Source organism: Nonomuraea sp. NPDC049400 (assembly GCF_044466425.1).
Taxonomy (GTDB): Bacteria; Actinomycetota; Actinomycetes; order Streptosporangiales; family Streptosporangiaceae; genus Nonomuraea.
Window position 1 is genome coordinate 219093 of the sequence record NZ_JBITMP010000003.1, and the last position, 23573, is coordinate 242665.

Genomic DNA, 23573 nt, shown 5'->3' on the forward strand with positions numbered 1-23573 from the left:
CGAGGCGGATCCGCCGCTCTCGCGTGCCGCCCGGGCGATGGCGTGGAGCTTGGCCCGGCGCAGGTCTTCCGTCGGCATGACGGTCTGCGGTGCGCTTACCTGGTCAGCCGCTCATCGTTCGTGTCGAGCCTCGCATTGTTGCTCCCCTCTTGGTTGCCCTGAGGAGCAGCGACCAAAAGCTGGGATCTGCCCGGAATGGTGTAACGTACCGCCCTCATACGGACAGGAGATCGCGGTGGCCGCCGACATTGACAAGATCGCATGGATTCACCTGGAGGACGGCAAGATCCTCAGCACTCGATCGTACGGTAAGGACGTCTACTACCTCCCGGGCGGCAAACGCGAACTCGGCGAGACCGATCTCGACACCCTTGTCCGCGAGATCGATGAGGAGTTGTCCGTCGCCATCGTCCCCGCCACCGCCGCCCACCTGGGGACCTACCAGGCACAGGCACACGGCCACGCCGCGGGTGTCATCGTGAAGATGGCCTGTTACACGGCCGATCACCACGGGACACCTACGCCCAGCAAGGAGATCGAAGAGATCGCCTGGTTGACCTACGCCGACCGTCATCGCGTGTCAGCCGTGGATCAGATCGTCTTCGACGAGCTACACCGGGCAGGACGGCTCCACTGACCCGACAACGCCCCCGAGCCCATCCATCTCGGGTGGTGCTCCTGCAGAGTCGACTTGCTCACCTGCCTTCAAGGCTCCGTTGCTGATCTGTTAAATCGTCGCTTGTGATCAGTGTGGGTGCGGGATGGTTGGTGTCAGGTTCTGGAGCTGACGGTGCTCTTGTGCCGCCGGATTTCGATGACGTGGTCTTCGCCCAGGGCTGAAGCGTTCTCACGTCACGAGAACGAGTAGCTGAAGACTGTCTGAGGGATGGCTGCGGTAGTGGTCAGCGGCGGCGGTGTCGGTCCAGCCGATCAGGCGCGCCAACCCGATGGCCAGGCTCCGGAAGCCGGCCATGATCCGAGGTGTAGCACCATTACGGATCTTCGTGGCATCTTCGCAGTAGGTGACGCCGCGGATGTGGTGGAGCGCCTCGATCGTCCAGTGGCCGCGGACCAGTGCGGCGAGTTGGGGCGTGGGGTGCCCGGCCTACCGGGAGACTGTGACGGCGTAGATCGTGACGATCGGTGGTCTTGCCGGTCTGCTCCCAGACAGTCAATGAACCGTTTCCAATCCCCCAGATGGGCGCCCTGGTCACAGCACGATCGCGATGCCGGCGTTCGCCGGTGACGTCGCCGGAGTGATCCGGCGCCACCGTTAGGCGATCAGATCGGTCCGGCGGCGGCTGAACCTCGGTCAGCAGGCCCTGCTGATGCCGGTCTACGTGCGCAAAGGCGAGACCTATACCGAACTTGGCGCCGGCTTTGGAGTGTCCACGGCGACCGCGTGGCGGTATGTGGAGGAGACGGTCAAGCTGTTGCCGGCTCGCTCGCTCAAGCTGGGCAGGCGTTACGGAAGGCCAAGCGCGACGGATTGCATTACCTGGTGCTGGACGGCACGCTGATCCAGCCCGACCGGATCAAGGCCGATCTTTTCTGGACTACCGGGGCAGCCTCTTCGCCGTCGGCCTCGCCGACAGCGGTTCGGGCCTCGTCAAAGCGGCGGAGGGCTTGGGTGTAGGAGATTCCTTCGGCGGCCGCGAGAGCGCGGGCTTGTTCGCGGCGGGCGGCGCTATTGTTTCTGGGCATCGTGCCGTCCTTTTCCGGCAGAGCCCCACGCTGCGCCTTTGCGGATGCACATGCGCTCAGCAGGAGCACCGCGCCCGCCGCGGACTCCCCAGGCCGACACTGCCGCACGATGTCGGCCAGCCGCTGCGGGGAGGCCTCCTCCCGCGGCACGACAAGATCCTCCTTGGACTCGAAGTAGTTGTAGACAGTGTTGACCGACACCTCGGCGGCCGACGCGACCTCGGCGATCGTCACGTTCTCGAAGGCGCGCTCCACGAACAGGCCGATGGCCACCTCGGAGATACGCTGCCGAGTTTGCCGCTTCTTGTGCTCCCGCAGTCCTTCCTGCATAAGTGGAGGCTACTGTAAATCTTAAGTCGACTATTTCTTTGCAATGGACTGTAATTTCTGTCATGATCAACCAATGCATGTATCCCGATGCGAGCTGCTGCGCTGGCAGTTCGACTTCACCTGGTCGCTGTTCGATTACCATCTGGAGCGGCTGGAGCCCGCGGACTTCCTGTGGGAGCCCGCTTCCCGCTGCTGGACTGTGCGTCCGGACGTCGAGGGGACCTGGGCGCCTGACTGGGCGGAGATCGAGCCCGACCCCGTCCCGGTTCCCACGATCGGTTGGGTGAGCTGGCACATCGGCTGGTGGTGGAGCGTGACTATCGATCACGCTCAGGGCCGGACACCGCGGGAGAGGGCCGAGATCGCTTGGCCAGGTGATGGAAGGACCGCCATCGAGTGGTTGCGCAGCCTCCGTGAGGACTGGTTGGCGGTGCTGGATCGCCTCACCGACGCCGACTTGGACGCCACGGCCCCCGCCTTCCCATGGCCAAAGGACTCCAAGCACACCGTCGCCCATATGGTCGCCTGGGTGAATTCCGAGCTGATGAAGAACGTCACTGAGATTGGTCAGCTTCGCCTGTTGCGGGCCGCTTCGGGGTGAGGTGAGCGATTCGGGGACCGAGGACTGCGCACCTTAGGGGTGGTTCAGACGTTCTCGTTTGTTACTCAGGTGGAAGATTTTTCATTCAAGTAGAAATCCTTTGCCCTCGGGAGTCGGGGCAGGCCGGCTCCACTGGCCCGACAACGCCCTCGAGCCGACCCCGTCTCGGGTGGTGGTCCTTGCCATACGGCTTTCCGCGGACAGCCGGTCAGGGTTGCACTCTGGGTGGATGGTCATGGAGGGGCGAAAGCGTCTTAGGAAGGCGTCCGAGCGGAGCGAGGTCGAGCAGGGGGCGGGCGTCAGCCCGCCTGGGAGGGCGCGCGAGCGAAAGCGAGCACCGCTCGGGGCGGGTGTCAGGGGCATGACCACTCAGACGGGCAAGGGGTGGGTGGAGCCCGGCCCACCTACCCATTTCCTGTTCAGTCGCCGAATTCCAGGTGGAGGGCCTGGGTGAAGTCGGAGACCGCTTCTTCGTGGCGGTTGAGCTCCTGGAGGATTTCCCCGCGTACCCGGAACGCCCAAATGTATTCGGGGTCCAGCTCGATCGCCCTGTTCAGATCGTTCAGGGCCGCCTCATTGTCGCCCAGTTCGCTCAGCACCGCGCCCCGGCTGCCATAGGCGCGGTCGTTCTCCGGGTCCAGCTCCAGGGCGCGGTTGAGGTCTGCCAACGCCTCCTCGTAGCGGTCCGTCATGCGAAACGCCTCGCCCCTACGGCTCAGCGCGCGTACGTACTCCGGGTTGACCTCCAACGCCTTCGTGTAGTCGTCGATGGCCTCGGGGTAAAGGTTCATTTGCTGGTACAGGTCGCCGCGGGCCACCCAGGAATAGGGCAGCTCCTCGTTCAGGGCGATGATCTTCCCGTGCTCCTCAAGGGCTTCGTGAAGGCGGTCCAGGTCCACCAGGGCGTCGGCCTTCGCCTCCAGGATCCACAGCGAGTCGGGGGCGAGGGTGAGGGCGTGTTCGAAGTCCGTCATGGCGTCCTCCAAACGGCCCATCGCGGCGTACGTCTGGCCGCGCGAGCCCAGGGCGTACGCGCTGTCCGGCTCCAGCCTGAGCGCCTCGTCGAAATCCTCCAGCGCGGCCTCGTAGCGTTCGATGACGCGGTGGCTCTCGCCGCGCAGCCGCCAGGCGCGGGCGTTGTCGGGCGCCAGCGCGATCGACTCCGTCAGATCCGCGATCGCGGCGTCGTGTCTGGACAGGGCGATGTACGACTCCGCGCGGCTGCGCAGCACCGACGCACGGGACTGGGCGGCTGCCTCCGACAGGCCCGGCTGGTCCTTGATCCCCTCGCTCATGAGGGGTAAATCTATCTGACTAAATCTGGATTATGGCTGCCTTTTCGCGGGTGTACTCGAGGACCGAATCGTGCCCGTACCCGCTGTCCTTGACGCCGCCGAACGGCAGCCCGGGCGGCATCTGGCGGAACGTGTTCACCCACACCGTACCGCTCTGGAGATCGCGCACGAACCGGTGCGCCCGGCCCAGGTCACGCGTCCAGACGCCGGCCGCCAGGCCGTAGCGGGAGTCGTTCGAGATCTCCAGGGCCTCCTCGTCGGAGGAGAACGGCATGGCCACGGCCACCGGGCCGAAGATCTCCTCCTGGCAGATCCGGAGCGAGTTGTCCGTGGTCGTGTAGAGCGTGGGGGCGACCCAGTAGCCGCCCGGGAGGCCGGGCGCCACCTCGGCCCCCGTCCGGCCGCCGAATACCAGGCTCGCCCCTTCCTTCTCCGCCAGCTCGAGGTACGACTTCACGTGGTCGTACTGCGCCGACGACACGATCGGGCCCATGGTCGTCCGCAGGTCCAGCGGGTCGTCCAGGACGAGGTCCGCGCAGACGCGCTCGATGCGGCCGAGCATCTCGTCCCAGATCGAGCGGTGGATGAGGATGCGGGAGCCCGCCACGCACACCTGTCCGGCGTTGCCGGTGTAGATCGAGTTCACGGTGACGCCCTGGGCGGCCGCGTCCAGGTCGGCGTCGGGGAAGACGATGTTGGGCGACTTGCCCCCGAGCTCGAACGTCAGCGGCTTGAGCGCGTCCGCCGACGCCCGGGTGATCGCCTGGCCGGTGGCCGTGGAGCCGGTGAGGCTGATCTTGGCCACGTCGCGGTGCCGTACGAGCGCGTCTCCGACCTCCTCGCCCAGACCGCTGACGATGTTGAGCACCCCGGGCGGGAACACCTCCGCCAGCAGCTCGCCCAGCCGCAGCACCGACGCGCTCGCCTGCTCGGCCGGTTTGACGATCACCGTGTTGCCGGCCGCCAACGCGTACGCCGCCTTGGCGGAGAAGGTCGAGATGGGGGAGTTCCACGGGATGATGCAGACCGCCACGCCGTACGGCTCCCGCCGCGTCATCCCGAGCGTGTCGGGGCCCAGGATGACCGTGTCGCCCTTGGCCGCGTCGAGGCACTGCCCGGCGGCCAGCTGCCACAGGTACGCCATCCCCGGCAGGTCCTTCTTCAGCGTGTCACGCAGGATCCTGCCGTTGTCGCGCGTCTCCAGCCTGGCCAGCTCCTCGGCGTTCCCGGCGAACACCTCCGACACCTTGCGCAGGTAGCCCGCTCTGGCCAGGGCGGGCAGCGCCGACCAGGCGGGGAAGGCGCGGCGGGCCGCCGCCACGGCCGCCTCGGCGTCGCGGGGCCCGCCGGCCGGGATCCGCGCCCACACCTCCCCGGTGGCCGGATTGACCGAATCGAGGGTTCTGCCGTCGCTTGCGGGGACCAGTTCGCCGCCGATGAGATTGCGATAGTCAGGCACGCGCCCAAGCATACGCTTGCTCGACAGTCTCGAACACCTAAGGTCACGTAAAGTACGCGAACACCTACGCATGGCTATCAAGTCGGGCGGGCAAGACGCTTCGCATGGCACCTCGACTGTTGGGCCGGTTGGCCTATGGCTCCCGATATGACCGCGTTCCCTGGGGTCAGCGCGTCTACGTCCGTCCAGGGGAGCGGCTGATCCGCGAGGCTCAGTGGCGGTTGCTGACCAGGCGGGCTCCGGTCATGGAGCTGGCGGACTACCGGCAGCTCAGGACGCTGAAGGAGATAGAGGAGTTCCTGAGCTGCATGATGTGCGGGGAGTCCCGCCAGCAGCCGCTCTTCTCGCCCGGGGGCAACGGATGGCGCTACCACGTCGTCCGCTGTCCGGGATGCGGCTTTCTCTACCGCAACCCCAACATCCGTCCAGAGCGCCTCGGCGACCTGTACGCCAACGGCTACAGCACCTTCCTGACCGGCAACTACGCCGCAAACCGGCAACGCCGTTACGAGCTGACCATGCAGGCGTTCTCGCCGGTGTTCGACGAGGGCAAGGAGCGGCGGCTGTTCGACTTCGGCTCCGGGGTCGGGCTGTTCCTCGAGCTGGCGGAGCGGCGCGGGTTCGACGCCTGCGGGGTGGACCTGTCGCCCGAGTCCGTCGTCCAGGCCAACGAGCGGCTGAGCACCGCGCGTACGTACTTCGGCGCGCCCGAGGACGTGCCGGAGATCGCCGCCGGCGGGTTCGACGTGATCACGCTCTGGTCGGTGCTGGCGCACCTGCCCAGGCCGCTGGACGACTTCGCGAGGTTCAGGCGGCTGCTGGCGCCCGGCGGGGTGCTGCTCATCCTGACCGTGAACGCGCGGTCGCTGCTGCTCAAGGCGTACGGGCGGGCGTGGAGCGGCTTCACCAAGAACCACCTGATGTTCTACTCGTCGCAGACCATCCGCACGCTGCTGGGCCGTACCGGCTTCGCGGGCGTCGCCTTCGCCCCCCATTACGGGGACACGGTCGAGGCCGGCACGACCCGCCTGCCCCGCCCGTTGGTGCGCAGGTTGCGCCGCAACGTGGAGCTCAGCGACGGCGGGAACATGATGCGGGTCCTGGCCTTCGCCGACGAGGAGGCCATCGGCCGCTGGGGCGGCGGCCCGCTGACCGTGCACCGCCTGCGCGCGTGAGCCGGTGACCACTCACGATCCGCCGCCGGCACACGTGACGGTTGCCCGCCCGCACGCGTCTCCTCCGCCGCACTTCGGTGGAGGTCCCTTCGGGGAAGGGTGAGGAGGGCCGGGCGCCCCAAGTGCGGCGGGTGGAGGGCCGGGCTGGGCGTCTAGATCTCCGGGACGCCCAGGTCCGGCGCGGGTCCGGCGCCGGCCTGCTTGCCGAGCGCGGGGTCGAGCTGCTCGATCAGCCGCTGCACCAGCGCCGCCCGCCGCACCCGCTCACGTCCCAGCTCCCGCGGCACCGCCCCGAGGTGCGACCCTGAGGGGTAGATGTTGGGCGCGTTCCGCAGCCCCATCTTCAGGTAGACGGGCGCGGCGGCCCGTACGATCTCCACCGCCTCGTAGAACCGCACGAATCCGCCCTGGTCGTCGGGCACCTCCAGGTAGAGGTCGATCGGCAGCCGGGTCGCGGCCCGGATCTCGGCCAGGTGCGGCACGGTCAGGTCGGTGCCCACGTTCACGGTGGTCGCGCCCAGGCGCTCCAGGATCGCCGCGGTCGGCCCGTTGGTGAGCGGCATCAGCACGGACGTCTTCAGGACCAGGTTGGCGGGCAGCGTGCCGTCCGCCTTCAGCGCGCGCAGCACCTCCAGCGTGCCGAGGTCGCCCACGAGGAGGCTGCGGATGCCCAGCGAGCAGGCCCGCAGCGCGTCCGCCACGCAGGCCGCCACCATCGCGTTCCCCCGCGCCGCGGCGCCGACGGCCTGCGTCAGCTTGGCCTGGCCGCCGGTGTCCCAGGCGGCCCGCGGCCCGAGGAACAGGTTGATCTCGATGCCCCGCTCGGCCCCGATGCTCGCCATGTCGGAGATCTCGGCGTCCGTCAGCATCATCACGCCGCTGCCCTGTGACGTCCTGGCGATCGGCACGCCGAGCCGGTCGGATTCGGCCACCACCGCTTCCAGCACCGCGGGGCCCTCGACGCTGGGGATCTCGAACCGGTACGGCGCCCCGTCCGCGAACCGCGACTGCGCGGTGGAGGCGGTCTCGACCACCGGATGCCCGAGCCGGGCCATCAGATCGTGCAGGTCGGCAAGGTTCGTCATCGAGACTCCTCGTCATCAATCACGTCAAAAATCACGTCATAAATCACTTCGGCACGCCCGAGCGTAGTGCGGCGGCCCGTATCGTCCTCGCCCCACAGCTCCAGCTCTGCCCGGTTTCCATCCGTGGCTGTCACCCGGCCCCGGCACGTGTGGGCGCGGTCGCGGAAGTCCATGCCGCGATAGCTGACCTCCAGCGCGGCCAGCCGGCCCCGCCCGTCCAGCCACTCCGTGACGAGTCTGCCCAGGTAGGCGGCCTTGAGCAGCCCGTGCACGGCCAGCTCGGAATGGCCGAGTGAACGGGCGAAGTCGAGGTCGTAGTGCATCCCGTAGAAGTCGCCCGAGGCTCCGGCGTACTCGACGAGCCTCCGCAACGTGGTCGTCTCCGTCAGCGGGGGAATGTCGGTCATTTCCTGATCCTGCTCCCGATGTGCCTGACCACCAGCTCGCCGCCGGGCCGGCGGAACTCCGTCTCGAACGTCAGCAGCGCGAACGAGCCCGCCGACCCGCTCTTCTCGACGACCCCGGTGAACCGCGGTCGCGACACGATCACGTCGCCGACCCGCAGCGGCGCGTGGTACTCGAACCGGTCGCCTCCGTTCAGCCACCCGGACCCGTACGACGCGGCGGCGGGCAGCGACGGCGGCTCGTCGAGGAAGCACGCCGTGAACGTGGGCGGGACCTCGTACCCGGAAGCCCCGAGGTCCCCGGAAGCCCCGAAGTCCCCGGTGGCTCCGATGGCATGCAGGAAGAACACAAGGTGCCGCCGCTCGACGACGTCCTCGCGCAGCGGACCCGTCCAGCCCACCGCCTCCTGGAGCGCCTCGATCATGTGTCTCCTTCCCTGACCCGCTTCAGCCAGGCCAGCGACTCGGGGGTGTGGCCGCCGACCCGCTCCTCGATGCCGTCGAGGAACGCCATGTCCCCATGCCCCGCCAGCTCCCGGTGCACGGCCTCGGGCGAGCCCGCCTCGATCACCTCCAGCAGCCGCCGGTGCCGGTCCCAGTCGTCGACGAGCGATTCGCCGGACGCCCTGGCCTGCCGGTTCATGCCCATGCAGAGCAGCATCTGGAGCTGGATCGACCGGTACGCCTCCTCCAGCCGCCGGTGACCCGACAGCCCGATCACCGAGCTGTGGAACTCGACGGCCTGCTCGAGCACTCCCAGCCAGTCGCCGGATCGCGCGGCGGCCTCGTGGCGGTCGAGCGCGGCGTGGCAGCGCTGGAGCCGGGCGGGCTCGCGTACCGGAACGCCCAGGTCCACGGCCATCCGCTCCAGCTCGCGGCGCAACGTGAGGATCTCGTAGATGTCGTGCAGCGTGAGCTGCGTGACGAACGCGCCCCGCCGCGGCTGCTGCGTGATCAGCCCCTGCTGCTCCAGCACCCGCATGGCCTCGCGCAGCGGCGGCCTGCTGACGCCCAGCTCCTGGGTGAGCTGGTTCTCCACGACCCGGTCGCCCGGCTGCAGCTTGCCGCTGAGCAGCATGCGCATCAGCGCCTCGGTGGCGAGCTGAACCATGCTGGGGGGTGCCTCGATGCGCATCGTGGTCTCTCTTGTCGTAGGCGATCTTTGTCTGCCGCCATAGTGCCGAAGAACTTCCGGCAGAACCCTTGTCTAGCTCACTTGTCTTCTGTAGACAATAGACCAACTCGGCCTGAAGTGAGGTTTTCGAAACATATGACCACTCCACTGTCCGGCATCCGGGTCGTCGAGGTCGGCGCGTTCATGGCTGCGCCCTTCGCGACCATGCAGCTCGCAGACCTGGGCGCCGCCGTCGTCAAGGTCGAGAACCCCAACGGAGGCGACGGGGTCCGCGCCATCGGCCCGTTCACGGCCGGGCACAGCTCCCCGTTCGCCAGGCTCAACAGGAACAAACGCTCGATCGCGCTGGACCTGAAGTCGGAGGCGGGCGTGGCGGCCTTCCGCCGTCTCGTCGCGGGCGCCGATGTGCTGGTGGAGAACCTCCGCCCCGGCGCGATGCGCCGCCTCGGCCTCGGCTTCGACGACCTCCACGAGCTCAACCCCAGGCTCGTGTACGTCTCGGCCTCCGGCTGGGGCCAGGACGGCCCGCTCGCGGACAAGCCAGGACTCGACATCATGGCCCAGGCCCGAGGCGGCCTGATGAGCGTCACCGGCATGCCGGACGGCGACCCGGTCAAGGTCGGCGTGCCCATCGCCGACCTGGTGTGCGGGCTCTACGGCGCGCTTGGAGCGGTCTCCGCGCTGCACGCCCGCGCGCTGACCGGTCAGGGCCAGCACGTGGACGTGTCGCTGCTGGAGTCGGCCGTGTCGTTCGCGATCTGGGAGGCCGGCAAGTATTTCGCGACCGGCGAGGTCGGCAGGCCACTGGGCTCCGCACACCAGAGCACGGCGCCGTACCAGGCGATCCGCACCTCCGACGGCTGGTGCACGGTCGGCGCCGTCACCCCCAAGACCTGGCACGGCTTCTGCGTCGCGCTCGGCCTGACCGCCCTGCTCGAGGACGAGCGGTACGCGGACGCGCACGACCGGCACGGCCTGCGCCACGAGCTGATCCCGGCCATCGAGGCGGCCACCACCCTGCGCACCACGGCCGAGGTCGTGGCCGCGCTCGACGAGCACGGCGTGCCGTGCGCCCCCATTTCCGACTACGCCCAGGTGTTCAACGACGAGCACCTCAACCAGCGCGGGTTCTACTGGGATGCCGAGCATCCCGAGATCGGCCCCGTACGCCAGCTCGGCTCGGCCATGCGCTTCTCGGCGACGCCGACGACACGCGGGCCTGCCGGGCCGCTGCTCGGCGCGGACACCGTCGAGGTGCTGCGCGAGTGCGGCCTGACCGAGCAGGAGATCGACCGGCTGCTCGCCGAAGGCGCGGCGGCCCAATCCCCCACCCCCTTGGAGAGTTCATGAGCGACCAGCTGGCCCCCGGTGTGAGCGCCGGCCTCACCTGGGTCGTGGCGGAGCGGCACTGTACCCGCCGCGGCGACCACGACATCTTCTCCACCCCCAACCTGGTCCACCTGATCGAGGACGCCGCGATCGAGGCGCTGACCCCCTACCTGGCCGACGGCGAGGGCAGCGTCGGCAGCAAGGTCGAGATCGCGCACGTGGCGCCCACGCTCAAGGGCGGGAAAGTGACCGCGACCGCCACGGTGACCGAGGTGGACCGGCGGCGCGTCACGTTCGCCGTGGTCGCCGAGGACGCCAACGGGAAGGTCGGCGAGGGTACTCACGAACGCTTCATCATCAACCTGGACAAGTTCGCCGCCAAGCTCAAGGAGCTGGAGTCATGAGGGCGGCCATCGCGGCGCTCGCCCTGCTCCTGGCGAGCGCGTGCGGCGGCACCGCGGACGCCGGGGGCGGCGCCTGGAAGCCGCGCGGCGACGTACGCATGATCGTGCCGTTCTCCGCGGGCGGCGGCAGCGACCTGGCGGGTCGCGCCATCGCCGCCGCGCTGGAGAAGGCCCAGCCCGGGCTGAAGGTCACCGTGGAGAACCGCGAGGGCGGCTCCGGCGCGGTCGGCTACTCCGCCCTGCTCGGCAAGAAGGGCAACGGCAACTACCTGCTCGCCACCGAGAACGCCATCCTGTCCCTGCCGATCAGCGGGCAAGTGTCGTTCAGCCGCAAGGACTTCACGCCCGTCGCCAAGCTGGCCGAGGACGGCGGCATCCTCGTGGTCAAGAAGGACGCGCCGTTCAAGACCTGCACGGACGTGGTCGACGCGGCCAAGGCCGGCCGGGTCAGCGTGGGCATGTCGGGCGCGTACGGGGTGGACAACGTGATCTTCACGATGATCGAGCAGAAGACCGGCGTGAAGTTCCAGCGGGTGCCGTTCGAGTCGGGCGGCGAGCTGGTGCCCGCGGTGCTCGGCGGCCAGATCCAGGTCGCCCTGCTGAACCCCGGCGAGGTGATCGGCCAGCTCAAGTCCGGTGACCTCAGAGGTCTCTGCGTCACCACCGACAAGCGCTACACCTACCCGGAGTTCGCCTCCCTGGGCACGGCCAAGGAACAGGGCATCGACGTCTCGTATGTCCAGTTCAGGGGATTCATCGGGCCCGGCGGGCTGGACGAGCGCGAGAAGGCGTACTGGGAGCAGGCGGCCAAGGGCGTGACCAGGACCGCCGAGTTCCAGAAGTGGCTCAAGGACAACTACCTGCAGCAGGCCGAGCTGTACGGCGACGACTTCGGCAAATACCTCGAACAGCTCGACACGGCGCTCGCGCCGGTGCTGAAGAAGCCGTCATGAGGCAGCTGCTCCGCGGCGAGTCGGTCGTCTGGGCGGTGCTCGTCTGCCTGTCGGTGGCGATGGCCGCCGCCTCGTTCGGCTACGGCATCATCAAGGACGGCGGGCAGGTGGGGCCCGGGTTCCTGCCGCTGGTGAGCGGCGTGGCACTGGCCGTGCTCTCGGCCGCCTGCCTCCTGCGGTCCGTACGCGGTGCCGCGCCCGCCTCGGCAGAGGGCGACCCCCAGCGCGTCAGGACGTTGTGGACCGTGTTCGCCATGCTGCTGGTCGCGCTGCTGCTGGTGCCGCTGACCGGGTTCCTGGTGGCGTTCGGGCTGCTGGTGTTCGCCGTGTCGGCGTTCGTGGAGAAGCAGCGGGTGGTGTCGGCCGCCGGCGTGGCCGTCGCCGCCACGCTGGTGATCTACGCGGTGTTCGTGCTGTTCCTGGGCGTGCCGCTGCCCGGTGGGCTGCTGGGCGTCGGAGGTGACGGCTGATGCTGGACAACCTGGTCATGGGCTTCGGCGCGGCCCTCACGCCCGCGAACCTGCTCTGGTGCTTCGTCGGCGTGCTCGCCGGAACCGTCATCGGCCTGCTGCCCGGGCTGGGCAGCACGACCGGCGTGGCCGTGCTGCTGCCGCTGACGCTGTCGTTCGAGCCGCTGACCGCGCTCATCATGCTCGCCGGGATCTACTACGGCGCCCAGTACGGCGGCACGATCACCTCCGTGCTGATCTCCACGCCCGGCGAGGCGGCCAGCGTGGTGACCGCGATCGACGGCTACCAGATGGCCCGCAAGGGCCGGGCCGGCGCGGCGCTGTCGATCGCGGCCATCGGGTCGTTCGTGGCGGCCATCGTCTCGCTGGTGCTGCTGGTGGCGATGGCGCCGCCGTTCGCCAAGCTGGCGCTCGACTTCGGGCCGCCGGAGAACCTGGCAGTCATGATCCTCGGACTCACCACCATCGTGAGCTTCTCCGGCGGAGCGCGGCTGCGCGGCCTGGCCATGGCCGTGCTGGGCATCCTGCTCGCGACCGTCGGCGTGGACGCGGCCACCGGGCTGCCGCGTTACACGTTCGGGGACGTGGATCTGCTGTCGGGGCTGCCGTTCGTCCAGGTGATGATCGGGCTGTTCGCGGTGGGGGAGGTGCTCTACCAGATCAGGCAGGGCGCGGCCGAGCCCATCAGGGCCCGCTTCAGGGACCTGATGATCACCCGGGAGGAGCTGTCCCGCTCCAAGGGGGCCATCGCCCGGGGCAGCCTGATCGGCTACCTGCTCGGCTGCCTGCCCGGCGCCGGGTCCACGCTGGCGTCCTTCCTCGCGTACGGGGTGGAGAAGCGGGTCTCACGGAACAAGGACGAGTTCGGGCAGGGCGCGATCGAGGGTGTCGCGGCGCCGGAGAGCGCCAACAACGCCGCCGCGAACGCGAACTTCGTGCCCACCCTCGCGCTGGGCATCCCGGGCGGCGCGACCACCGCCGTGCTGCTCGGGGCCTTCATGATGTACGGGATCCAGCCGGGGCCGCTGCTCTTCGATGAGCAGCCGGAGCTGGTGTGGGGGCTGCTGGCCTCGTTCTTCATCGGGAACGTGCTGCTGCTGGTGCTGAACCTGCCCCTGGCGCCGCTGTTCGCGCAGATGTTGCGGATCCCGTACGGGTACATGTATCCGCTGATCCTGGTCACCAGCTTCGTCGGGGCCTATTCGATCGACAACAACATGTTCAGCGTGTGGATCGTGTTCGCCTCCGGTTTGGCCGGATATTTCATGAAAAAGTTTGATCTGCCGATGGCGCCACTCGTGCTCGGGTTGGTGATCGGGCCGCTGTTCGAGAAGGCGCTCGTGCAGACGTCCGCGATGGGGGACGGCGACCTGACGATCGTCCTCACCCGGCCGATCGCGCTGGTGGTGCTCGTGCTGGCCGCCCTGCTGCTGGCCGGGCCGTCGCTGCTGAAGATCGTTCCGTGGAGAGTGAAGGAGACGGTGTGAGCGAGCTTCTCGTCACCGCCGACGGGCCCGTGCTGCGGGTGACGTTCAACCGGCCGGACCAGCACAACGCGCTGACCTGGGCGATGTGGGACGGCCTGTACGACGCCTGCGAGCGCGCCGACGCCGACCCCGCCATCAAGCTCCTCGTGCTGTCGGGGGCCGGCGGGCGGGCGTTCGTGGCCGGGACCGACATTTCGCAGTTCGCCGCCTTCACCGACGGCGACGACGGCATCGCCTACGAGCGCAAGGTCCAGCGCATCATCGACCGGCTCGAACGCGTCAAGGTGCCCACCGTGGCCGTCGTCCAGGGGTACTGCGTGGGCGGGGGCCTGGTCGTGGCCGCCGCCTGCGACCTGCGGCTGGCCGTACCGGGTGCCCGGTTCGGGGCGCCCATCGCCAGGACGCTGGGCAACTGCCTGTCGATGAACACGTACTCGCTGCTCGTGCACCACCTCGGCCCGGCCCGCACCCTGGACATGCTGCTGCGGGCCCGTATGTACACGGCCGAGGAGGCGCACGCCGCCGGGTTCGTGGCCGAGCTGTGCCCGCTCGACGACCTGCCCGCGCGGCAAGCTGAGGTGGAGGAGCGGCTGCTGTCGCACGCGCCGCTGTCGATGTGGGCGGCGAAGGAGGCGGTCAGGAGGCTGCGCGTGGCCGGCCTGCCGGACGGGGACGACATCGTGGCCGCGGTCTTCGGCAGCGCCGACTTCCACGCCGCCGTCCCCGCCTTCCTCGCCAAGGAGAAGGTCACCTGGCAGGGCCGCTGACCTCGCGACCGGCCCGGTGAAAGGGCGCTCAGAAGCCGGTCGAGAGGGCGATGGGCCGCCATTGGTCCAGCTCCCGGCGGACGAGATCGAGCTTGGCCGCCACCCGTTCGACCGCGTCCGCGCCGAGCTGCAGGCGCAGCGGAGGCTCGCCGGCCTCCACGACGTCCACGATCGCGGTGGCGGCCTTCGCCGGATCGCCTGGTTGACGGCCGTCGTTGGCGGCCAGGGCCGCGCGGATCGGGCCCGCGCCGGCGTCATAGTCAGAAATGGCTGCGGGCTGGACCTGAAGGCTCGCGCCGTTGAGGAAGTCCGTGCGGAAGCCGCCCGGCTCGACGATGACGACCCGCACACCGAGCGGTGCCAGCTCGCCGTGCAGCGCTTCGGAGATGCCCTCGAGGGCGAACTTCGTCGCGCCGTACAGGCCCGTGCCCGGGGCCGTCGCGAACCCGGCCACCGAACCGATGTTGAGGACGTACCCGGATCGCTGGGCACGCAGCGTGGGCAGCGTGGCGCGCAACGTGTTCAGCACGCCGAAGACGTTGACGTCGAACAGGTCGCGTGCCGCTTTGTCGGACACCTCCTCGACCGCGCCCACCAGCCCGTACCCGGCGTTGTTCACCACGACGTCGATCCGGCCGAACTCGGCCAGTCCCGCATCGACCGCGGCCTGCAGTTGCTCCTCGGAAGTGACATCCGCGGTCACGGCCAGCAGCCCGGCAGGCTTGTCCGGATATTTCGTGAGCACCGCCGCCGAGTCCCGAGCCGTGGCAATGACACTGTGCCCCCGGGACAGTGCTTCGCGCACGATTTCCGCCCCGAGACCCCGCGACGCTCCGGTGACGAACCAAACAGCCATGGTCATTCCCCATTCGTTCGATCGGCTGGATCGCGACGCTACAAGCTAGAGTCGGCTCTAGATCAAGCGGCGTCGGCGGCGATGTGACGGGAGTCGCTCGTGGATTTGAGCATCGGCGAGGTGTCGAGGCGCAGTGGGCTGAGTGTCCACGCGCTGCGCTTCTACGAGAAGGAGGGATTGTTCGCCAACCCCGTACGCCGCACGGCGAACGGGCGGCGGATCTACCACGAGGAGGACCTCGACTGGCTGGCGAGCTGCACCAAGCTGCGCTCCTCCGGGATGTCGCTGGCGGCGATCCGGCGATACGTCGAGCTGACCCGGCAGGGGGCCGGCAACGAGCACGAGCGCCTGGCGTTGCTGCGCGAGCATGAGCAGCAGGTCGAGGCGCAAATTCGCGAGCTTCAGGAATGCCTGGACGTGATCAGGTACAAGGCCGACGTCTACGCGGAGTATGTCGCCCGCGGCCAGGCCGACGAGCTCTGGAACCCATCCCGTCCCGACGCCGAAGCGGACCGTCACCGAGCCGTGCCGTGATGCGCCTTGCGCGGCCGCTGAGATCTGCCAGCAGGCGCTGCGACTAGGATCGAGCCATGCAGCTGGCCCCTGGAGTGCATGTCGCCATCACCGATCGCCACGGAGGGGTCAGCGCGCCGCCGTACGGGTCGCGCAACCTCGGTGGGATGGTCGGCGACGACCCGGAAGCCGTGCGGGCCAACCGGGCGGGGGTGGCGGCCGAGCTGGGCGTGCGTGCCGTCGTGTTCATGCGCCAGATCCACGGCGCCGACGTCGCCTACGTGAGCGAGCCGTTCGGGGACGATCCGCCGCCGCTCGACGGGGTGTTCACCACCGAGCCGCGGCTGGCGCTGGCCTCGCTCGGGGCCGACTGCCCGGCGGTGCTGGTGGCCGATCCGGTGGCACGCATGGTGGGCGCGGCGCACTCCGGCCGCCCGGGCACCGAGGCGGGCATCGCGAGCGCGCTGGTCGCGGCCATGGCGGCCAAGGGCGCGGAGCCGGGGCGGATGGTTGCGCTGGTCGGGCCCGGCGCGTGCGGCCGCTGCTACGAGGTGCCCGCCGAGCTGCGCGAGCGGGTGGCCTCCCGCGTGCCCGAGACGTGGTCCACGACGTCGTGGGAGACACCCGCGCTCGACCTGCGGGCCGGGATCGAGGCCCAGCTCCGTGCGGCGGGCCTGCGGGACGTACGCCATGACGCCCGCTGCACGATCGAGTCGGAGGAGCTCTACTCGCACCGCAGAGAGCAGCCGGGCGGCCGCTTCGCCGGACTCATCTGGCTCGCCTGAACCTGGAGATGTCCACGTTCCGACGAGCCCGATGGCGATTCGGGAATGTCGGCTAGCGAGCGAGGATGTCGTCGAGGTCGTAGCTGACGGGCCGTTCGAGCTGCTCGTACGTGCATGACTCAGGGGTGCGGTCGGGCCGCCACCGCCGCCACTGGGCGGTGTGCCGGAACCGGTCGCCCTCCATCTGGTCGTAGGCCACCTCGATCACCAGCTCCGGCCTGAGCGGGATGAACGACAGGTCCTTCTTGGCGTTCCACCGCGACACCGCGCCCGGCACCCGCTGCCCGCCCCTCGAGGGCCCGGTGGCGGGCTGGCCGAGGTTGGCCACCGCCTGCTCCGCCCAGTGGCCCCAGGGGTGCTCGCTCAGCTCCGCGATGTACGGCCTGATCTCCTCCACCAGCTCGGCCCTGCGCGCCATCGGGAACGAGGCGGCCACCCCCACATGGTGCAGCCTGCCGTCGTCGCTGTAGAGGCCGAGCAGCAACGACCCCACGATGGGGCCCGACTTGTGCTCGCGGTAGCCGCAGACCACCACGTCGGCGGTGCGCTCGTGCTTGACCTTGAACATGGTGCGCTTGTCGGGGATGTACGGCTGGTCGCCCGGCTTGACGATGATGCCGTCGAGCCCCGCGCCCTCGAACGTCTCGAACCACTCGGCGGCCTGCGCGTCGCTGGTTGTGACCGGGGTCAGCCGGATGGACTCGCCCTTTTCCGGAAATATCCCTTCAAGGCGCGCGCGGCGCTCCGAGAACGGCGCCTCCATCAGCGACTCATCGCCCAGCGCCAGCAGGTCGAACGCGATGAACTGGGCGGGAGTCTGCTCCGACAACAACTTCACCCGCGAGGCGGCCGGATGGATGCGCTGCTGCAGCGCGTCGAAGTCGAGCTGCGACCCCCTGGGCAGCACGATCTCGCCGTCCACCACGCACTTGTCCGGCAGCTCGGCCCTGACCGCCTCGACCAGCTCGGGGAAGTAGCGCGTGAACGGCCGCTCGTTACGGCTGCCCAGGTAGACCTCGTCGCCGTCGCGGAACACGATGCAGCGGAAGCCGTCCCACTTCGGCTCGTAGAACAGCGTGCCGTTCTGCTTGGGCATGGCCTTGACCGGCTTGGCCAGCATGGGCGGCACGGGCGGGCGCACCGGCAGGTTGGGCACCGGCTCCGGCTCTTGCTCCTCGATGGGCTCAATCCGGTCAGTCGGCTCGCTCATGGCTATGCTCCCTCGTGTATTTGCAGAAGAGGACCCCCTCCTCTTCCAGCACCTGGCTGAGGCCCAGTGCGACCTGCGCGGGCTCGCCGTTGACTATGCGCGCCGCGCCGCCCCCGACCAGCATCGGGCTGATCGACAGGCACAGCTCGTCGACCAGGTCGTCCGCCGAGAGCTGGGCGTTGATCCTGGGGCCGCCCTCGCACAGGATCCTGGTCAGGCCGCGCTCGTGCAGCTCGGCCACGGCCCGCCGCATGTCGACGCCCTCGTCTCCGGCCACGATCAGGTCGGAGCGTTTGGCCGCCTCCTTGCGCCGCTCGTGCGGGGCGGCCTCGCAGGAGATCACGATCGTCCTGCTGCGGGCTTCGGTGAACAGCTCATGGTCGAGGTCGAAGTCCAGGCTGCGGGTGATGAGCGCGATGGGCGGCACCTCGGGCCTGCCCGCGCGGATCTCGGCCCACGAGTCGCGCGGCTTGACCGGGCCGTACCCCTCCGTGCGCACGGTCGCGGCGCCCGCGAGGACGACGTCGGACAGGCCGCGCAGAACCTGGAAGATCCGCTTGTCGCCCTTGCTCGACAGGCCGCCCGATCGGCCCTTCAGCCACGCCGCCCCGTCGGCGCTGGCGACCATGTTGAGCCGCAGCCACGGCCGGTCCTCGGGGTAGGCGTACGCCTGAGCTATGTCCGGGTTGTCCTGTATGTCGGGATAGATGCGCCGCACCCCTCTACCTTGGCACACCCCACCGACAACCCCGTCTCACGCCCACGGCCCTCGGCCCACGAAGTGATGCTGAGAGCGATAGCTGATCGCCGGGCAGAGCGGCGCAAACGGCTATATTTCCAGTGATGATTTCGGGGAATCTTGGCCAGGAACCGCGGCAGGGCCGACCGCCGCAGCAGACACCGGAACAGGCATTTGCGCGCAGCCTGCTGGCCGAGCGCTCTCTTCCGTCCCGGCGGATCCTGTGCAGCACCGAGCTTGGCTGGCATGGGATCCTGGCCCGCACCTACCGCGACCCGACGCGGACAGAACAGTTCACCACCGCGCAGTCATGCGACCTGCTCGTCGTGCTGGTCGTCAGCGGGACGTTCGCCATCGAGAGCCGCAAAGGGCGGCGTTGGCAGCAGGCGAACTACCACCCAGGCTCTGTCGGCGTGACTGCACCAGACAACGTCAGCGTGCTGCGCTGGGAAGCCTCGCCGGGGCAGCGGCTGGAGTCCCTGCATATGCATCTCAGCGCTGACCTGCTCGAGGAGACTTCTGACGCGCTCGGCGACAGAGGCCCGTGGTCCCGGCGGTTGCCGGACGCGCTGCTGCTGGACGATCCCCTCGTCACGGCGGCCGGCCTGGCGCTCGGGCGGGCGCTGCGGCGGCGTGCGCCGGCGCTGTATGCCGACTCGATCGCGCAAATGCTCGCCACGCACCTGCTGTACGGGCCGGAACCGGCGGTCGCGCCCGGCGTCGGGCCCGCCGCGCTGTGCGCGACCGCGGTACGGCACATCATCACCTACATGCACGAGCACCTGCACGAGGACGTCAGCCTCGATGATCTCGCCGCGCATACGAACGTCAGCAAGTACCACCTGCTCCGCTCGTTCGCCAAGTCGACCGGCTTCACGCCACACCGGTATCTCGTGAACCTTCGCATGGAGCGGGCCGCAGACCTGCTCCGCGATACCGCGCAGCCGGTCCTTCAGATCTCCCAGGCGTGCGGCTACCGTAGTCAGGGCCAGTTCGCGGCGACCTTCCGCCGACGCTTCGGGGTCTCGCCGACGGACTTCCGCCTCCGCTACCAGGGTGAGCGCGGCGGCGCGGCCCCGGCGGCGGGTCGGCGAGCCTGACGGCGTAAAGGGCAATCCTGGGCGACCATCCCGCAATTTGCGGACAGAACAATCCGTCCGAGATCGACATTATGGGTGGGTGCTTCACGCCTCACCCGGAGATCACGGTAGGCCGACCCCGGGCTGCGCAGTTCGGCCGGCGACGCGCGACGCTCTGGAAACCAATATGACGACCTCATGAGACAGGGAGAGTAGTGTCCCCGCTTGCAACCCAGGGCGCGGATGTCCGCGACATGCTGGTAGTTCACCAGGCATTCCGTGACGCTTACCGTCGAATGCCTGATCTGGTGCGTGCCGTGCCCGCCGGCGACGCGGACCGGGCGGCTGTCGTCTGCGACCACGCCGACCTCATAGACGACTTCCTTCACCTGCACCACAAGGGTGAAGACGAACTCCTGTGGCCCAAGCTCATCGAACGCGGGTCATCAGACCTGCGTCCGACGCTCGCACTGCTTGAAGAGCAGCACGAAGAGATCGATCGGCTGCTCGCGGACTCATCGTCGCTCCGCAGGCAATGGCGTGACACCGTTGATGCCGCAACAGCCGAGAGACTCGCCGACTGCATCGAACTGCTGGGGCGGAAGCTCACCGAGCACCTGGCCATCGAAGAAGAGAAGGTGCTCACCATCGTCAACCAGTACCTGAGCGCGGAAGAGTGGCACAAGATCGGCGAGCATGCGATCAACGGCCTTCCCAAGAAGAACCTGATGGTCATCTTCGGTATGCTCGCCGACATCGCCGAGCCGGCGGTAGTCACCCTGATGCTCACGACCGCACCGCTCGTACCACGGCTGATCCTGCCGTACCTGGGTCCGCGCGCATACGCCGCGTACAGCAAAAGGGTCTACGGCCCTGCCGCTGTCTAGGGTCGGGATTCCGATGGCGAGCCGGCCCGCGTGCTCCGGATCGGCCGATCACGGCTGCCGGGGCCCTGCAGGCACAGGCTCGCCACCGTACTACCGGTGTGCGGCGAGCAGGTCGTCGAGGCCGACGCGGGTGAGGAACTCGCGGCGGATGCGGTCGGCAACGTTCGAGACCTCTTCGGAGCCGTCGTCGGCCGGGTCGATGTGCACGCGGTACGGGCGCTGCCCTGCGGGGAGCGCGACGATACGGGCGATCTCGTCGGAGACCAGGGATGCGTCCGCGTCCCGGGGGGCCAGTGCGGCGAGCTTCTGGGCAACCTGGTCCATGAGGCCGGGATACTTCGTCTCGTACTCCGCCTCGATCGTGCGGTCGGCCGGGTGGCCGGAGTGGGCGAAGTGGTTGGTGCCGCTGGTGAACGAGCCCGGGACCACGATCGACGTCTCCACACCCCACCGGGCGAGCTCGGCGGCATAGCTCACGGCGAGGGAGTCCATGCCGGCCTTGGCGGCGAAGTAAGGCGCCAGGTACGGCGGGGTTCCGCCCTTGACACTGGAGCTGGACACCCAAATCACGAGTCCCTCGCCGGCCGCGCGCATGTGCGGGAGGGCAGCACGGTTGACGCGCTGGGTGGAGAGCACGTTCACGTTGTACAACTCGGCCAGTTGCTCCGGGGTGAAGGCTTCTACGGGGCCGGTGACCATGTGCCCGGCGTTGTGGATCAGGACGTCGATGCGGCCGTGTTCGGCGATGACCTGGTTGATCGCGGCGTCGACGGACTCCTGGGAGTTGACGTCGAGTTCGATGGTGCGCAGGTCGACGCCGTGCTGGGCGCTGTAGTCGGCGGCGGCCTCGACCTGGTGGGCGTTCCGGGTCGTGGTCTGCCGCATGCCGGCGTAGACGGTGTTGCCGGTGTCGGCGAGGGCACGGGCGGTCAGGGCGCCGAAGCCGCTGGAGGCGCCGGTGATCACAACGATGTTGCTCATGGGAGTTCTTCTCCTTTGGGATGGTTCGCTGCCTGCGCTGAAGAAGGAGGCACGCGACGGGTGTCAGGAAGGGCGTGGAGAAGGGGAGGCCGCTCAGGCCACGCCGCCGTTGGCGTACAGGACCTGGCCGTTGATCCAGCGGGCCGGGCCGGCGAGGAACGCGACCGCCTCGGCGATGTCCTCCGGTGTGCCCAGACGCTCGAGCGGGGCGGCCTTGGCAAGGTTGTCGATCGCGGCCTGGTCCTTGCCCTGGAGGAACAGGGGAGTGGCGGTGGGGCCGGGGGCCACGGCGTTGACGGTGATGTCCTTGCCGCGCAGTTCGCGGGCTAGGACCAGGGTCATGCCCTCGACGGCGGCCTTGCTGGCCGCGTAGGCGCCGTAGGTCGGGAACTGCAGGCGGGTCACCGACGTGGAGAAGTTGACGATCGCGCCACCGCGGCGCACCCGCCGGGCCGCCTGCTGGGAGACCACGAAGGCGCCGCGGATGTTGGTGCGGTGCATCCGGTCCAGGTCGTCCAGGTCGAGCGTGGCGATCGGCGACAGCAGCATGATGCCCGCCGTGTTGACGACGACGTCGATGCCGCCGAACTCCCGCTCCACGGCGTCGAACGCCTCCGCCATGGCGTGCTCGTCGGCGACGTCGCCGCCGACCGCGATCGCCCTGCCGCCGGCCGCGGTGACCGCGGCGACCGTCTCGTCGGCACGGGCCTTGTTGCCGGCGTAGTGCACGCCGACGGCGATGCCGTCCCTGGCGAGGCGCTCGACGACCGCGCGGCCGATGCCGCCGGAGCCGCCGGTGACCAGGGCGACGCGGGTGGTGGTGTCCGTCATGGTGATCCGTCCTTCGGTGAGGTGTTCGTTGGAGCCGTGTGGGTGAGCCGGGCAGGGTCAGGTGAGGGTCAGCGTTCGCTGTCGAGGGTGGCCATGAGGGGGGCCGCGTAGCGCTCGCCGGCGGCGGACCCGGCGGGAACGGCCGCTTCGATCTCGGCCAGGGCGTCGGCGTCCAGGACGAGACCGACGGCGTCGAGGGATTCGGCCAGGGGCTCTCGTCGGCGGGCGCCGACCAGAGGGACGATGTCCTGGCCCTGGGCGGCCACCCAGGCGATGGCGATCTGGCTGGTGGTGGCGCCGAGGCGCCCGGCGACACGTCCCAGTGCTTCGACGAGGCGCAGGTTGGCCTGGAGGTTCTCGCCCTGGAAGCGGGGGCTGTGAGCGCGGAAGTCGTCCGTGCCCAGGTGCCGCGCGGCCGTCCAGTGGCCGCTGAGCAGGCCGCGGGAGAGCACGCCGTAGGCGGTCAGGCCGATGCCGAGCTCACGCAGCGCCGGGATGACGGAGGCTTCCGGGCCGCGGGAGAGCAGCGAGTACTCGATCTGTACGTCGCTGATGGGTGCGACGGCCGCGGCGCGGCGGATGGTGTCCGCCCCGACCTCGGACAGGCCGATGTGCCTGATGAAGCCGGCCTGCTGCATCTCCGCTAGTGCGCCGACGGTCTCCTCGACGGGGACGTCGGGATTGAGGCGAGCGGGGCGGTAGATGTCGATGTAGTCGGTGTTCAGTCGCCGCAGGGAGTAGGCGAGGCGGTCCTTGACCGCTGCAGGGGACACGTCGTAGGGCACGGGCTGGAAGCCGCCGTCGGGGGTGCGGCGCGAGCCGAACTTGACGCTCAGGACGACATCCTCGCGCCTGCGCCCCTTCAGCGCCCGGGCGATGAGCATCTCGTTGGCGCCCGAGCCGTAGAAGTCCGCGGTGTCGATGAGGTTCAGGCCCGCGCCGAGGGCGGCATGCAGGGTGGCGATGTTTTCGGCGTCGTCGGCGGGCCCGTACAGGTCGGACATCCCCATGGCCCCCAGTCCGATGGTGGACACCTCGGGGCCGCTTGCGCCCAGCTTCCGGGTGGCGATGGTCATCGCGGTTCTCCTTAGACG

27 protein-coding genes and 1 pseudogene are annotated in these 23573 nt (G+C 69.2%); 14 read left to right on the top strand and 14 right to left on the bottom strand.

From position 1 onward, the window contains the following. The first annotated feature begins 235 nt into the window (after positions 1 to 235). On the top strand, positions 236 to 637 hold the full coding sequence (locus tag ACIBVN_RS04945; RefSeq protein ID WP_397132771.1) for an NUDIX domain-containing protein: 402 nt from the start codon (positions 236 to 238) through the stop codon (positions 635 to 637). A gap of 210 nt (positions 638 to 847) precedes the next feature. Here the strand turns inward: ACIBVN_RS04945 and ACIBVN_RS04950 are convergent, their stop codons facing one another. Then, entirely contained in the window at positions 848 to 973 is a 126-nt protein-coding gene (locus ACIBVN_RS04950) for a hypothetical protein (RefSeq protein ID WP_397132773.1), read from the bottom strand. A gap of 253 nt (positions 974 to 1226) precedes the next feature. On the opposite strand from ACIBVN_RS04950, the pseudogene ACIBVN_RS04955 reads away from it, so the two are divergent. After that, positions 1227 to 1546 (top strand): annotated as a pseudogene (locus tag ACIBVN_RS04955) (transposase family protein); the annotation flags it as partial. On the opposite strand, the gene ACIBVN_RS04960 reads toward ACIBVN_RS04955, so the two are convergent. Further along, positions 1495 to 2034, bottom strand: coding sequence for a TetR/AcrR family transcriptional regulator (locus ACIBVN_RS04960; protein WP_397132775.1), 540 nt, complete (start codon positions 2032 to 2034; stop codon positions 1495 to 1497). The pseudogene ACIBVN_RS04955 and the gene ACIBVN_RS04960 sit on opposite strands and share 52 nt — an antisense overlap. 73 nt (positions 2035 to 2107) lie before the next feature. On the opposite strand from ACIBVN_RS04960, the gene ACIBVN_RS04965 reads away from it, so the two are divergent. Further along, complete coding sequence (locus tag ACIBVN_RS04965) at positions 2108 to 2635, top strand: DinB family protein (protein ID WP_397132777.1); 528 nt, start codon at positions 2108 to 2110, stop codon at positions 2633 to 2635. A gap of 419 nt (positions 2636 to 3054) precedes the next feature. Here the strand turns inward: ACIBVN_RS04965 and ACIBVN_RS04970 are convergent, their stop codons facing one another. Next, complete coding sequence (locus tag ACIBVN_RS04970) at positions 3055 to 3930, bottom strand: tetratricopeptide repeat protein (RefSeq protein ID WP_397132779.1); 876 nt, start codon at positions 3928 to 3930, stop codon at positions 3055 to 3057. 19 nt (positions 3931 to 3949) lie between these two features. Beyond that, positions 3950 to 5389, bottom strand: a complete 1440-nt coding sequence (locus ACIBVN_RS04975; protein ID WP_397132781.1) for an aldehyde dehydrogenase family protein — start codon at positions 5387 to 5389, stop codon at positions 3950 to 3952. Positions 5390 to 5493: 104 nt separating this feature from the next. Here ACIBVN_RS04975 and ACIBVN_RS04980 point away from each other — a divergent pair, with 104 nt between their 5' ends. Further along, entirely contained in the window at positions 5494 to 6564 is a 1071-nt protein-coding gene (locus ACIBVN_RS04980) for a class I SAM-dependent methyltransferase (protein WP_397132783.1), read from the top strand. A gap of 152 nt (positions 6565 to 6716) precedes the next feature. Here the strand turns inward: ACIBVN_RS04980 and ACIBVN_RS04985 are convergent, their stop codons facing one another. Genes ACIBVN_RS04985 through ACIBVN_RS05000 form a run of 4 tightly spaced genes read right to left on the bottom strand, consistent with a single transcriptional unit; the run spans position 6717 to position 9188 of the window. Next, positions 6717 to 7649, bottom strand: coding sequence for a hypothetical protein (locus ACIBVN_RS04985; protein WP_397132785.1), 933 nt, complete (start codon positions 7647 to 7649; stop codon positions 6717 to 6719). Then, entirely contained in the window at positions 7646 to 8056 is a 411-nt protein-coding gene (locus tag ACIBVN_RS04990; RefSeq protein WP_397132786.1) for a MaoC/PaaZ C-terminal domain-containing protein, read from the bottom strand. The genes ACIBVN_RS04985 and ACIBVN_RS04990 overlap by 4 nt, the downstream gene beginning before the upstream one ends. Further along, on the bottom strand, positions 8053 to 8478 hold the full coding sequence (locus ACIBVN_RS04995) for a MaoC family dehydratase N-terminal domain-containing protein (RefSeq protein WP_397132788.1): 426 nt from the start codon (positions 8476 to 8478) through the stop codon (positions 8053 to 8055). Before ACIBVN_RS04995 ends, ACIBVN_RS04990 begins: the two co-directional genes overlap by 4 nt. Further along, a complete protein-coding gene (locus tag ACIBVN_RS05000; RefSeq protein ID WP_397132790.1) occupies positions 8475 to 9188 on the bottom strand; it encodes a GntR family transcriptional regulator in 714 nt (237 codons plus the stop codon). The genes ACIBVN_RS04995 and ACIBVN_RS05000 overlap by 4 nt, the downstream gene beginning before the upstream one ends. A gap of 135 nt (positions 9189 to 9323) precedes the next feature. Here ACIBVN_RS05000 and ACIBVN_RS05005 point away from each other — a divergent pair, with 135 nt between their 5' ends. From ACIBVN_RS05005 to ACIBVN_RS05030, 6 genes are read left to right on the top strand one after another with little or no spacing between them, the layout of a single operon-like run. Next, on the top strand, positions 9324 to 10538 hold the full coding sequence (locus ACIBVN_RS05005) for a CaiB/BaiF CoA transferase family protein (protein ID WP_397132792.1): 1215 nt from the start codon (positions 9324 to 9326) through the stop codon (positions 10536 to 10538). Next, the gene (locus ACIBVN_RS05010; RefSeq protein ID WP_397132794.1) at positions 10535 to 10921 is read left to right on the top strand and encodes a thioesterase family protein; all 387 of its coding nucleotides are present in this window, start codon (positions 10535 to 10537) and stop codon (positions 10919 to 10921) included. The genes ACIBVN_RS05005 and ACIBVN_RS05010 overlap by 4 nt, the downstream gene beginning before the upstream one ends. Then, positions 10918 to 11874, top strand: a complete 957-nt coding sequence (locus ACIBVN_RS05015) for a tripartite tricarboxylate transporter substrate binding protein (RefSeq protein ID WP_397132796.1) — start codon at positions 10918 to 10920, stop codon at positions 11872 to 11874. Before ACIBVN_RS05010 ends, ACIBVN_RS05015 begins: the two co-directional genes overlap by 4 nt. Further along, positions 11871 to 12344: a tripartite tricarboxylate transporter TctB family protein gene (locus ACIBVN_RS05020; protein WP_397132798.1), complete on the top strand. Its 474-nt coding sequence runs from the start codon at positions 11871 to 11873 to the stop codon at positions 12342 to 12344. Before ACIBVN_RS05015 ends, ACIBVN_RS05020 begins: the two co-directional genes overlap by 4 nt. Further along, complete coding sequence (locus ACIBVN_RS05025) at positions 12344 to 13831, top strand: tripartite tricarboxylate transporter permease (protein WP_397132800.1); 1488 nt, start codon at positions 12344 to 12346, stop codon at positions 13829 to 13831. Before ACIBVN_RS05020 ends, ACIBVN_RS05025 begins: the two co-directional genes overlap by 1 nt. Continuing rightward, complete coding sequence (locus ACIBVN_RS05030; protein ID WP_397132802.1) at positions 13828 to 14598, top strand: enoyl-CoA hydratase/isomerase family protein; 771 nt, start codon at positions 13828 to 13830, stop codon at positions 14596 to 14598. The genes ACIBVN_RS05025 and ACIBVN_RS05030 overlap by 4 nt, the downstream gene beginning before the upstream one ends. Before the next feature lie 28 nt (positions 14599 to 14626). On the opposite strand, the gene ACIBVN_RS05035 is transcribed toward ACIBVN_RS05030, so the two are convergent. Further along, positions 14627 to 15454, bottom strand: coding sequence for an oxidoreductase (locus tag ACIBVN_RS05035; protein WP_397132804.1), 828 nt, complete (start codon positions 15452 to 15454; stop codon positions 14627 to 14629). Positions 15455 to 15553: 99 nt separating this feature from the next. Between ACIBVN_RS05035 and ACIBVN_RS05040 the strand changes: the two genes are divergently transcribed. Next, on the top strand, positions 15554 to 15988 hold the full coding sequence (locus tag ACIBVN_RS05040; protein ID WP_397132806.1) for a MerR family transcriptional regulator: 435 nt from the start codon (positions 15554 to 15556) through the stop codon (positions 15986 to 15988). A gap of 56 nt (positions 15989 to 16044) precedes the next feature. After that, a complete protein-coding gene (gene pgeF, locus ACIBVN_RS05045) occupies positions 16045 to 16752 on the top strand; it encodes a peptidoglycan editing factor PgeF (protein ID WP_397132808.1) in 708 nt (235 codons plus the stop codon). Positions 16753 to 16804: 52 nt separating this feature from the next. Here pgeF and ACIBVN_RS05050 read toward each other — a convergent pair whose 3' ends face one another. Next, entirely contained in the window at positions 16805 to 17962 is a 1158-nt protein-coding gene (locus tag ACIBVN_RS05050) for an ATP-dependent DNA ligase (protein ID WP_397132810.1), read from the bottom strand. Next, positions 17946 to 18680 (bottom strand): pyrimidine reductase family protein, encoded by a 735-nt coding sequence (locus ACIBVN_RS05055; protein ID WP_397132812.1) that lies wholly within the window; start codon positions 18678 to 18680, stop codon positions 17946 to 17948. The genes ACIBVN_RS05050 and ACIBVN_RS05055 overlap by 17 nt, the downstream gene beginning before the upstream one ends. Before the next feature lie 125 nt (positions 18681 to 18805). Here ACIBVN_RS05055 and ACIBVN_RS05060 point away from each other — a divergent pair, with 125 nt between their 5' ends. Both ACIBVN_RS05060 and ACIBVN_RS05065 read left to right on the top strand, forming a co-directional pair. Further along, positions 18806 to 19801 carry a helix-turn-helix domain-containing protein gene (locus ACIBVN_RS05060; RefSeq protein WP_397132814.1) on the top strand — a complete coding sequence of 332 codons (996 nt, stop codon included), beginning with the start codon at positions 18806 to 18808 and terminating at the stop codon, positions 19799 to 19801. Between the two features lie 194 nt (positions 19802 to 19995). Beyond that, positions 19996 to 20667, top strand: a complete 672-nt coding sequence (locus ACIBVN_RS05065; RefSeq protein ID WP_397132816.1) for a hemerythrin domain-containing protein — start codon at positions 19996 to 19998, stop codon at positions 20665 to 20667. Positions 20668 to 20757: 90 nt separating this feature from the next. Here the strand turns inward: ACIBVN_RS05065 and ACIBVN_RS05070 are convergent, their stop codons facing one another. The 3 genes from ACIBVN_RS05070 to ACIBVN_RS05080 form a co-directional block, all read right to left on the bottom strand. Then, entirely contained in the window at positions 20758 to 21648 is an 891-nt protein-coding gene (locus ACIBVN_RS05070) for an SDR family oxidoreductase (RefSeq protein WP_397132818.1), read from the bottom strand. 93 nt (positions 21649 to 21741) lie between these two features. Continuing rightward, positions 21742 to 22479, bottom strand: a complete 738-nt coding sequence (locus ACIBVN_RS05075; protein WP_397132820.1) for an SDR family oxidoreductase — start codon at positions 22477 to 22479, stop codon at positions 21742 to 21744. A gap of 68 nt (positions 22480 to 22547) precedes the next feature. Beyond that, positions 22548 to 23555, bottom strand: a complete 1008-nt coding sequence (locus ACIBVN_RS05080; RefSeq protein WP_397132822.1) for an aldo/keto reductase — start codon at positions 23553 to 23555, stop codon at positions 22548 to 22550. Positions 23556 to 23573: the final 18 nt, after the last annotated feature.

Excerpts from the sequence above, each read along its gene's own strand:
- ACIBVN_RS04950 (WP_397132773.1), bottom strand. The coding sequence starts at position 973 with ATGGCCGGCTTCCGGAGCCTGGCCATCGGGTTGGCGCGCCTGATCGGC.
- ACIBVN_RS04960 (WP_397132775.1), bottom strand. The coding sequence starts at position 2,034 with ATGCAGGAAGGACTGCGGGAGCACAAGAAGCGGCAAACTCGGCAGCGT.
- ACIBVN_RS04965 (WP_397132777.1), top strand. The coding sequence starts at position 2,108 with ATGCATGTATCCCGATGCGAGCTGCTGCGCTGGCAGTTCGACTTCACC.
- ACIBVN_RS04970 (WP_397132779.1), bottom strand. The coding sequence starts at position 3,930 with ATGAGCGAGGGGATCAAGGACCAGCCGGGCCTGTCGGAGGCAGCCGCC.
- ACIBVN_RS04980 (WP_397132783.1), top strand. The coding sequence starts at position 5,494 with ATGGCACCTCGACTGTTGGGCCGGTTGGCCTATGGCTCCCGATATGAC.
- ACIBVN_RS04985 (WP_397132785.1), bottom strand. The coding sequence starts at position 7,649 with ATGACGAACCTTGCCGACCTGCACGATCTGATGGCCCGGCTCGGGCAT.
- ACIBVN_RS04990 (WP_397132786.1), bottom strand. The coding sequence starts at position 8,056 with ATGACCGACATTCCCCCGCTGACGGAGACGACCACGTTGCGGAGGCTC.
- ACIBVN_RS04995 (WP_397132788.1), bottom strand. The coding sequence starts at position 8,478 with ATGATCGAGGCGCTCCAGGAGGCGGTGGGCTGGACGGGTCCGCTGCGC.
- ACIBVN_RS05000 (WP_397132790.1), bottom strand. The coding sequence starts at position 9,188 with ATGCGCATCGAGGCACCCCCCAGCATGGTTCAGCTCGCCACCGAGGCG.
- ACIBVN_RS05005 (WP_397132792.1), top strand. The coding sequence starts at position 9,324 with ATGACCACTCCACTGTCCGGCATCCGGGTCGTCGAGGTCGGCGCGTTC.
- ACIBVN_RS05010 (WP_397132794.1), top strand. The coding sequence starts at position 10,535 with ATGAGCGACCAGCTGGCCCCCGGTGTGAGCGCCGGCCTCACCTGGGTC.
- ACIBVN_RS05015 (WP_397132796.1), top strand. The coding sequence starts at position 10,918 with ATGAGGGCGGCCATCGCGGCGCTCGCCCTGCTCCTGGCGAGCGCGTGC.
- ACIBVN_RS05020 (WP_397132798.1), top strand. The coding sequence starts at position 11,871 with ATGAGGCAGCTGCTCCGCGGCGAGTCGGTCGTCTGGGCGGTGCTCGTC.
- ACIBVN_RS05025 (WP_397132800.1), top strand. The coding sequence starts at position 12,344 with ATGCTGGACAACCTGGTCATGGGCTTCGGCGCGGCCCTCACGCCCGCG.
- ACIBVN_RS05035 (WP_397132804.1), bottom strand. The coding sequence starts at position 15,454 with ATGGCTGTTTGGTTCGTCACCGGAGCGTCGCGGGGTCTCGGGGCGGAA.
- pgeF (WP_397132808.1), top strand. The coding sequence starts at position 16,045 with ATGCAGCTGGCCCCTGGAGTGCATGTCGCCATCACCGATCGCCACGGA.
- ACIBVN_RS05050 (WP_397132810.1), bottom strand. The coding sequence starts at position 17,962 with ATGAGCGAGCCGACTGACCGGATTGAGCCCATCGAGGAGCAAGAGCCG.
- ACIBVN_RS05060 (WP_397132814.1), top strand. The coding sequence starts at position 18,806 with ATGATTTCGGGGAATCTTGGCCAGGAACCGCGGCAGGGCCGACCGCCG.
- ACIBVN_RS05070 (WP_397132818.1), bottom strand. The coding sequence starts at position 21,648 with ATGAGCAACATCGTTGTGATCACCGGCGCCTCCAGCGGCTTCGGCGCC.
- ACIBVN_RS05075 (WP_397132820.1), bottom strand. The coding sequence starts at position 22,479 with ATGACGGACACCACCACCCGCGTCGCCCTGGTCACCGGCGGCTCCGGC.
- ACIBVN_RS05080 (WP_397132822.1), bottom strand. The coding sequence starts at position 23,555 with ATGACCATCGCCACCCGGAAGCTGGGCGCAAGCGGCCCCGAGGTGTCC.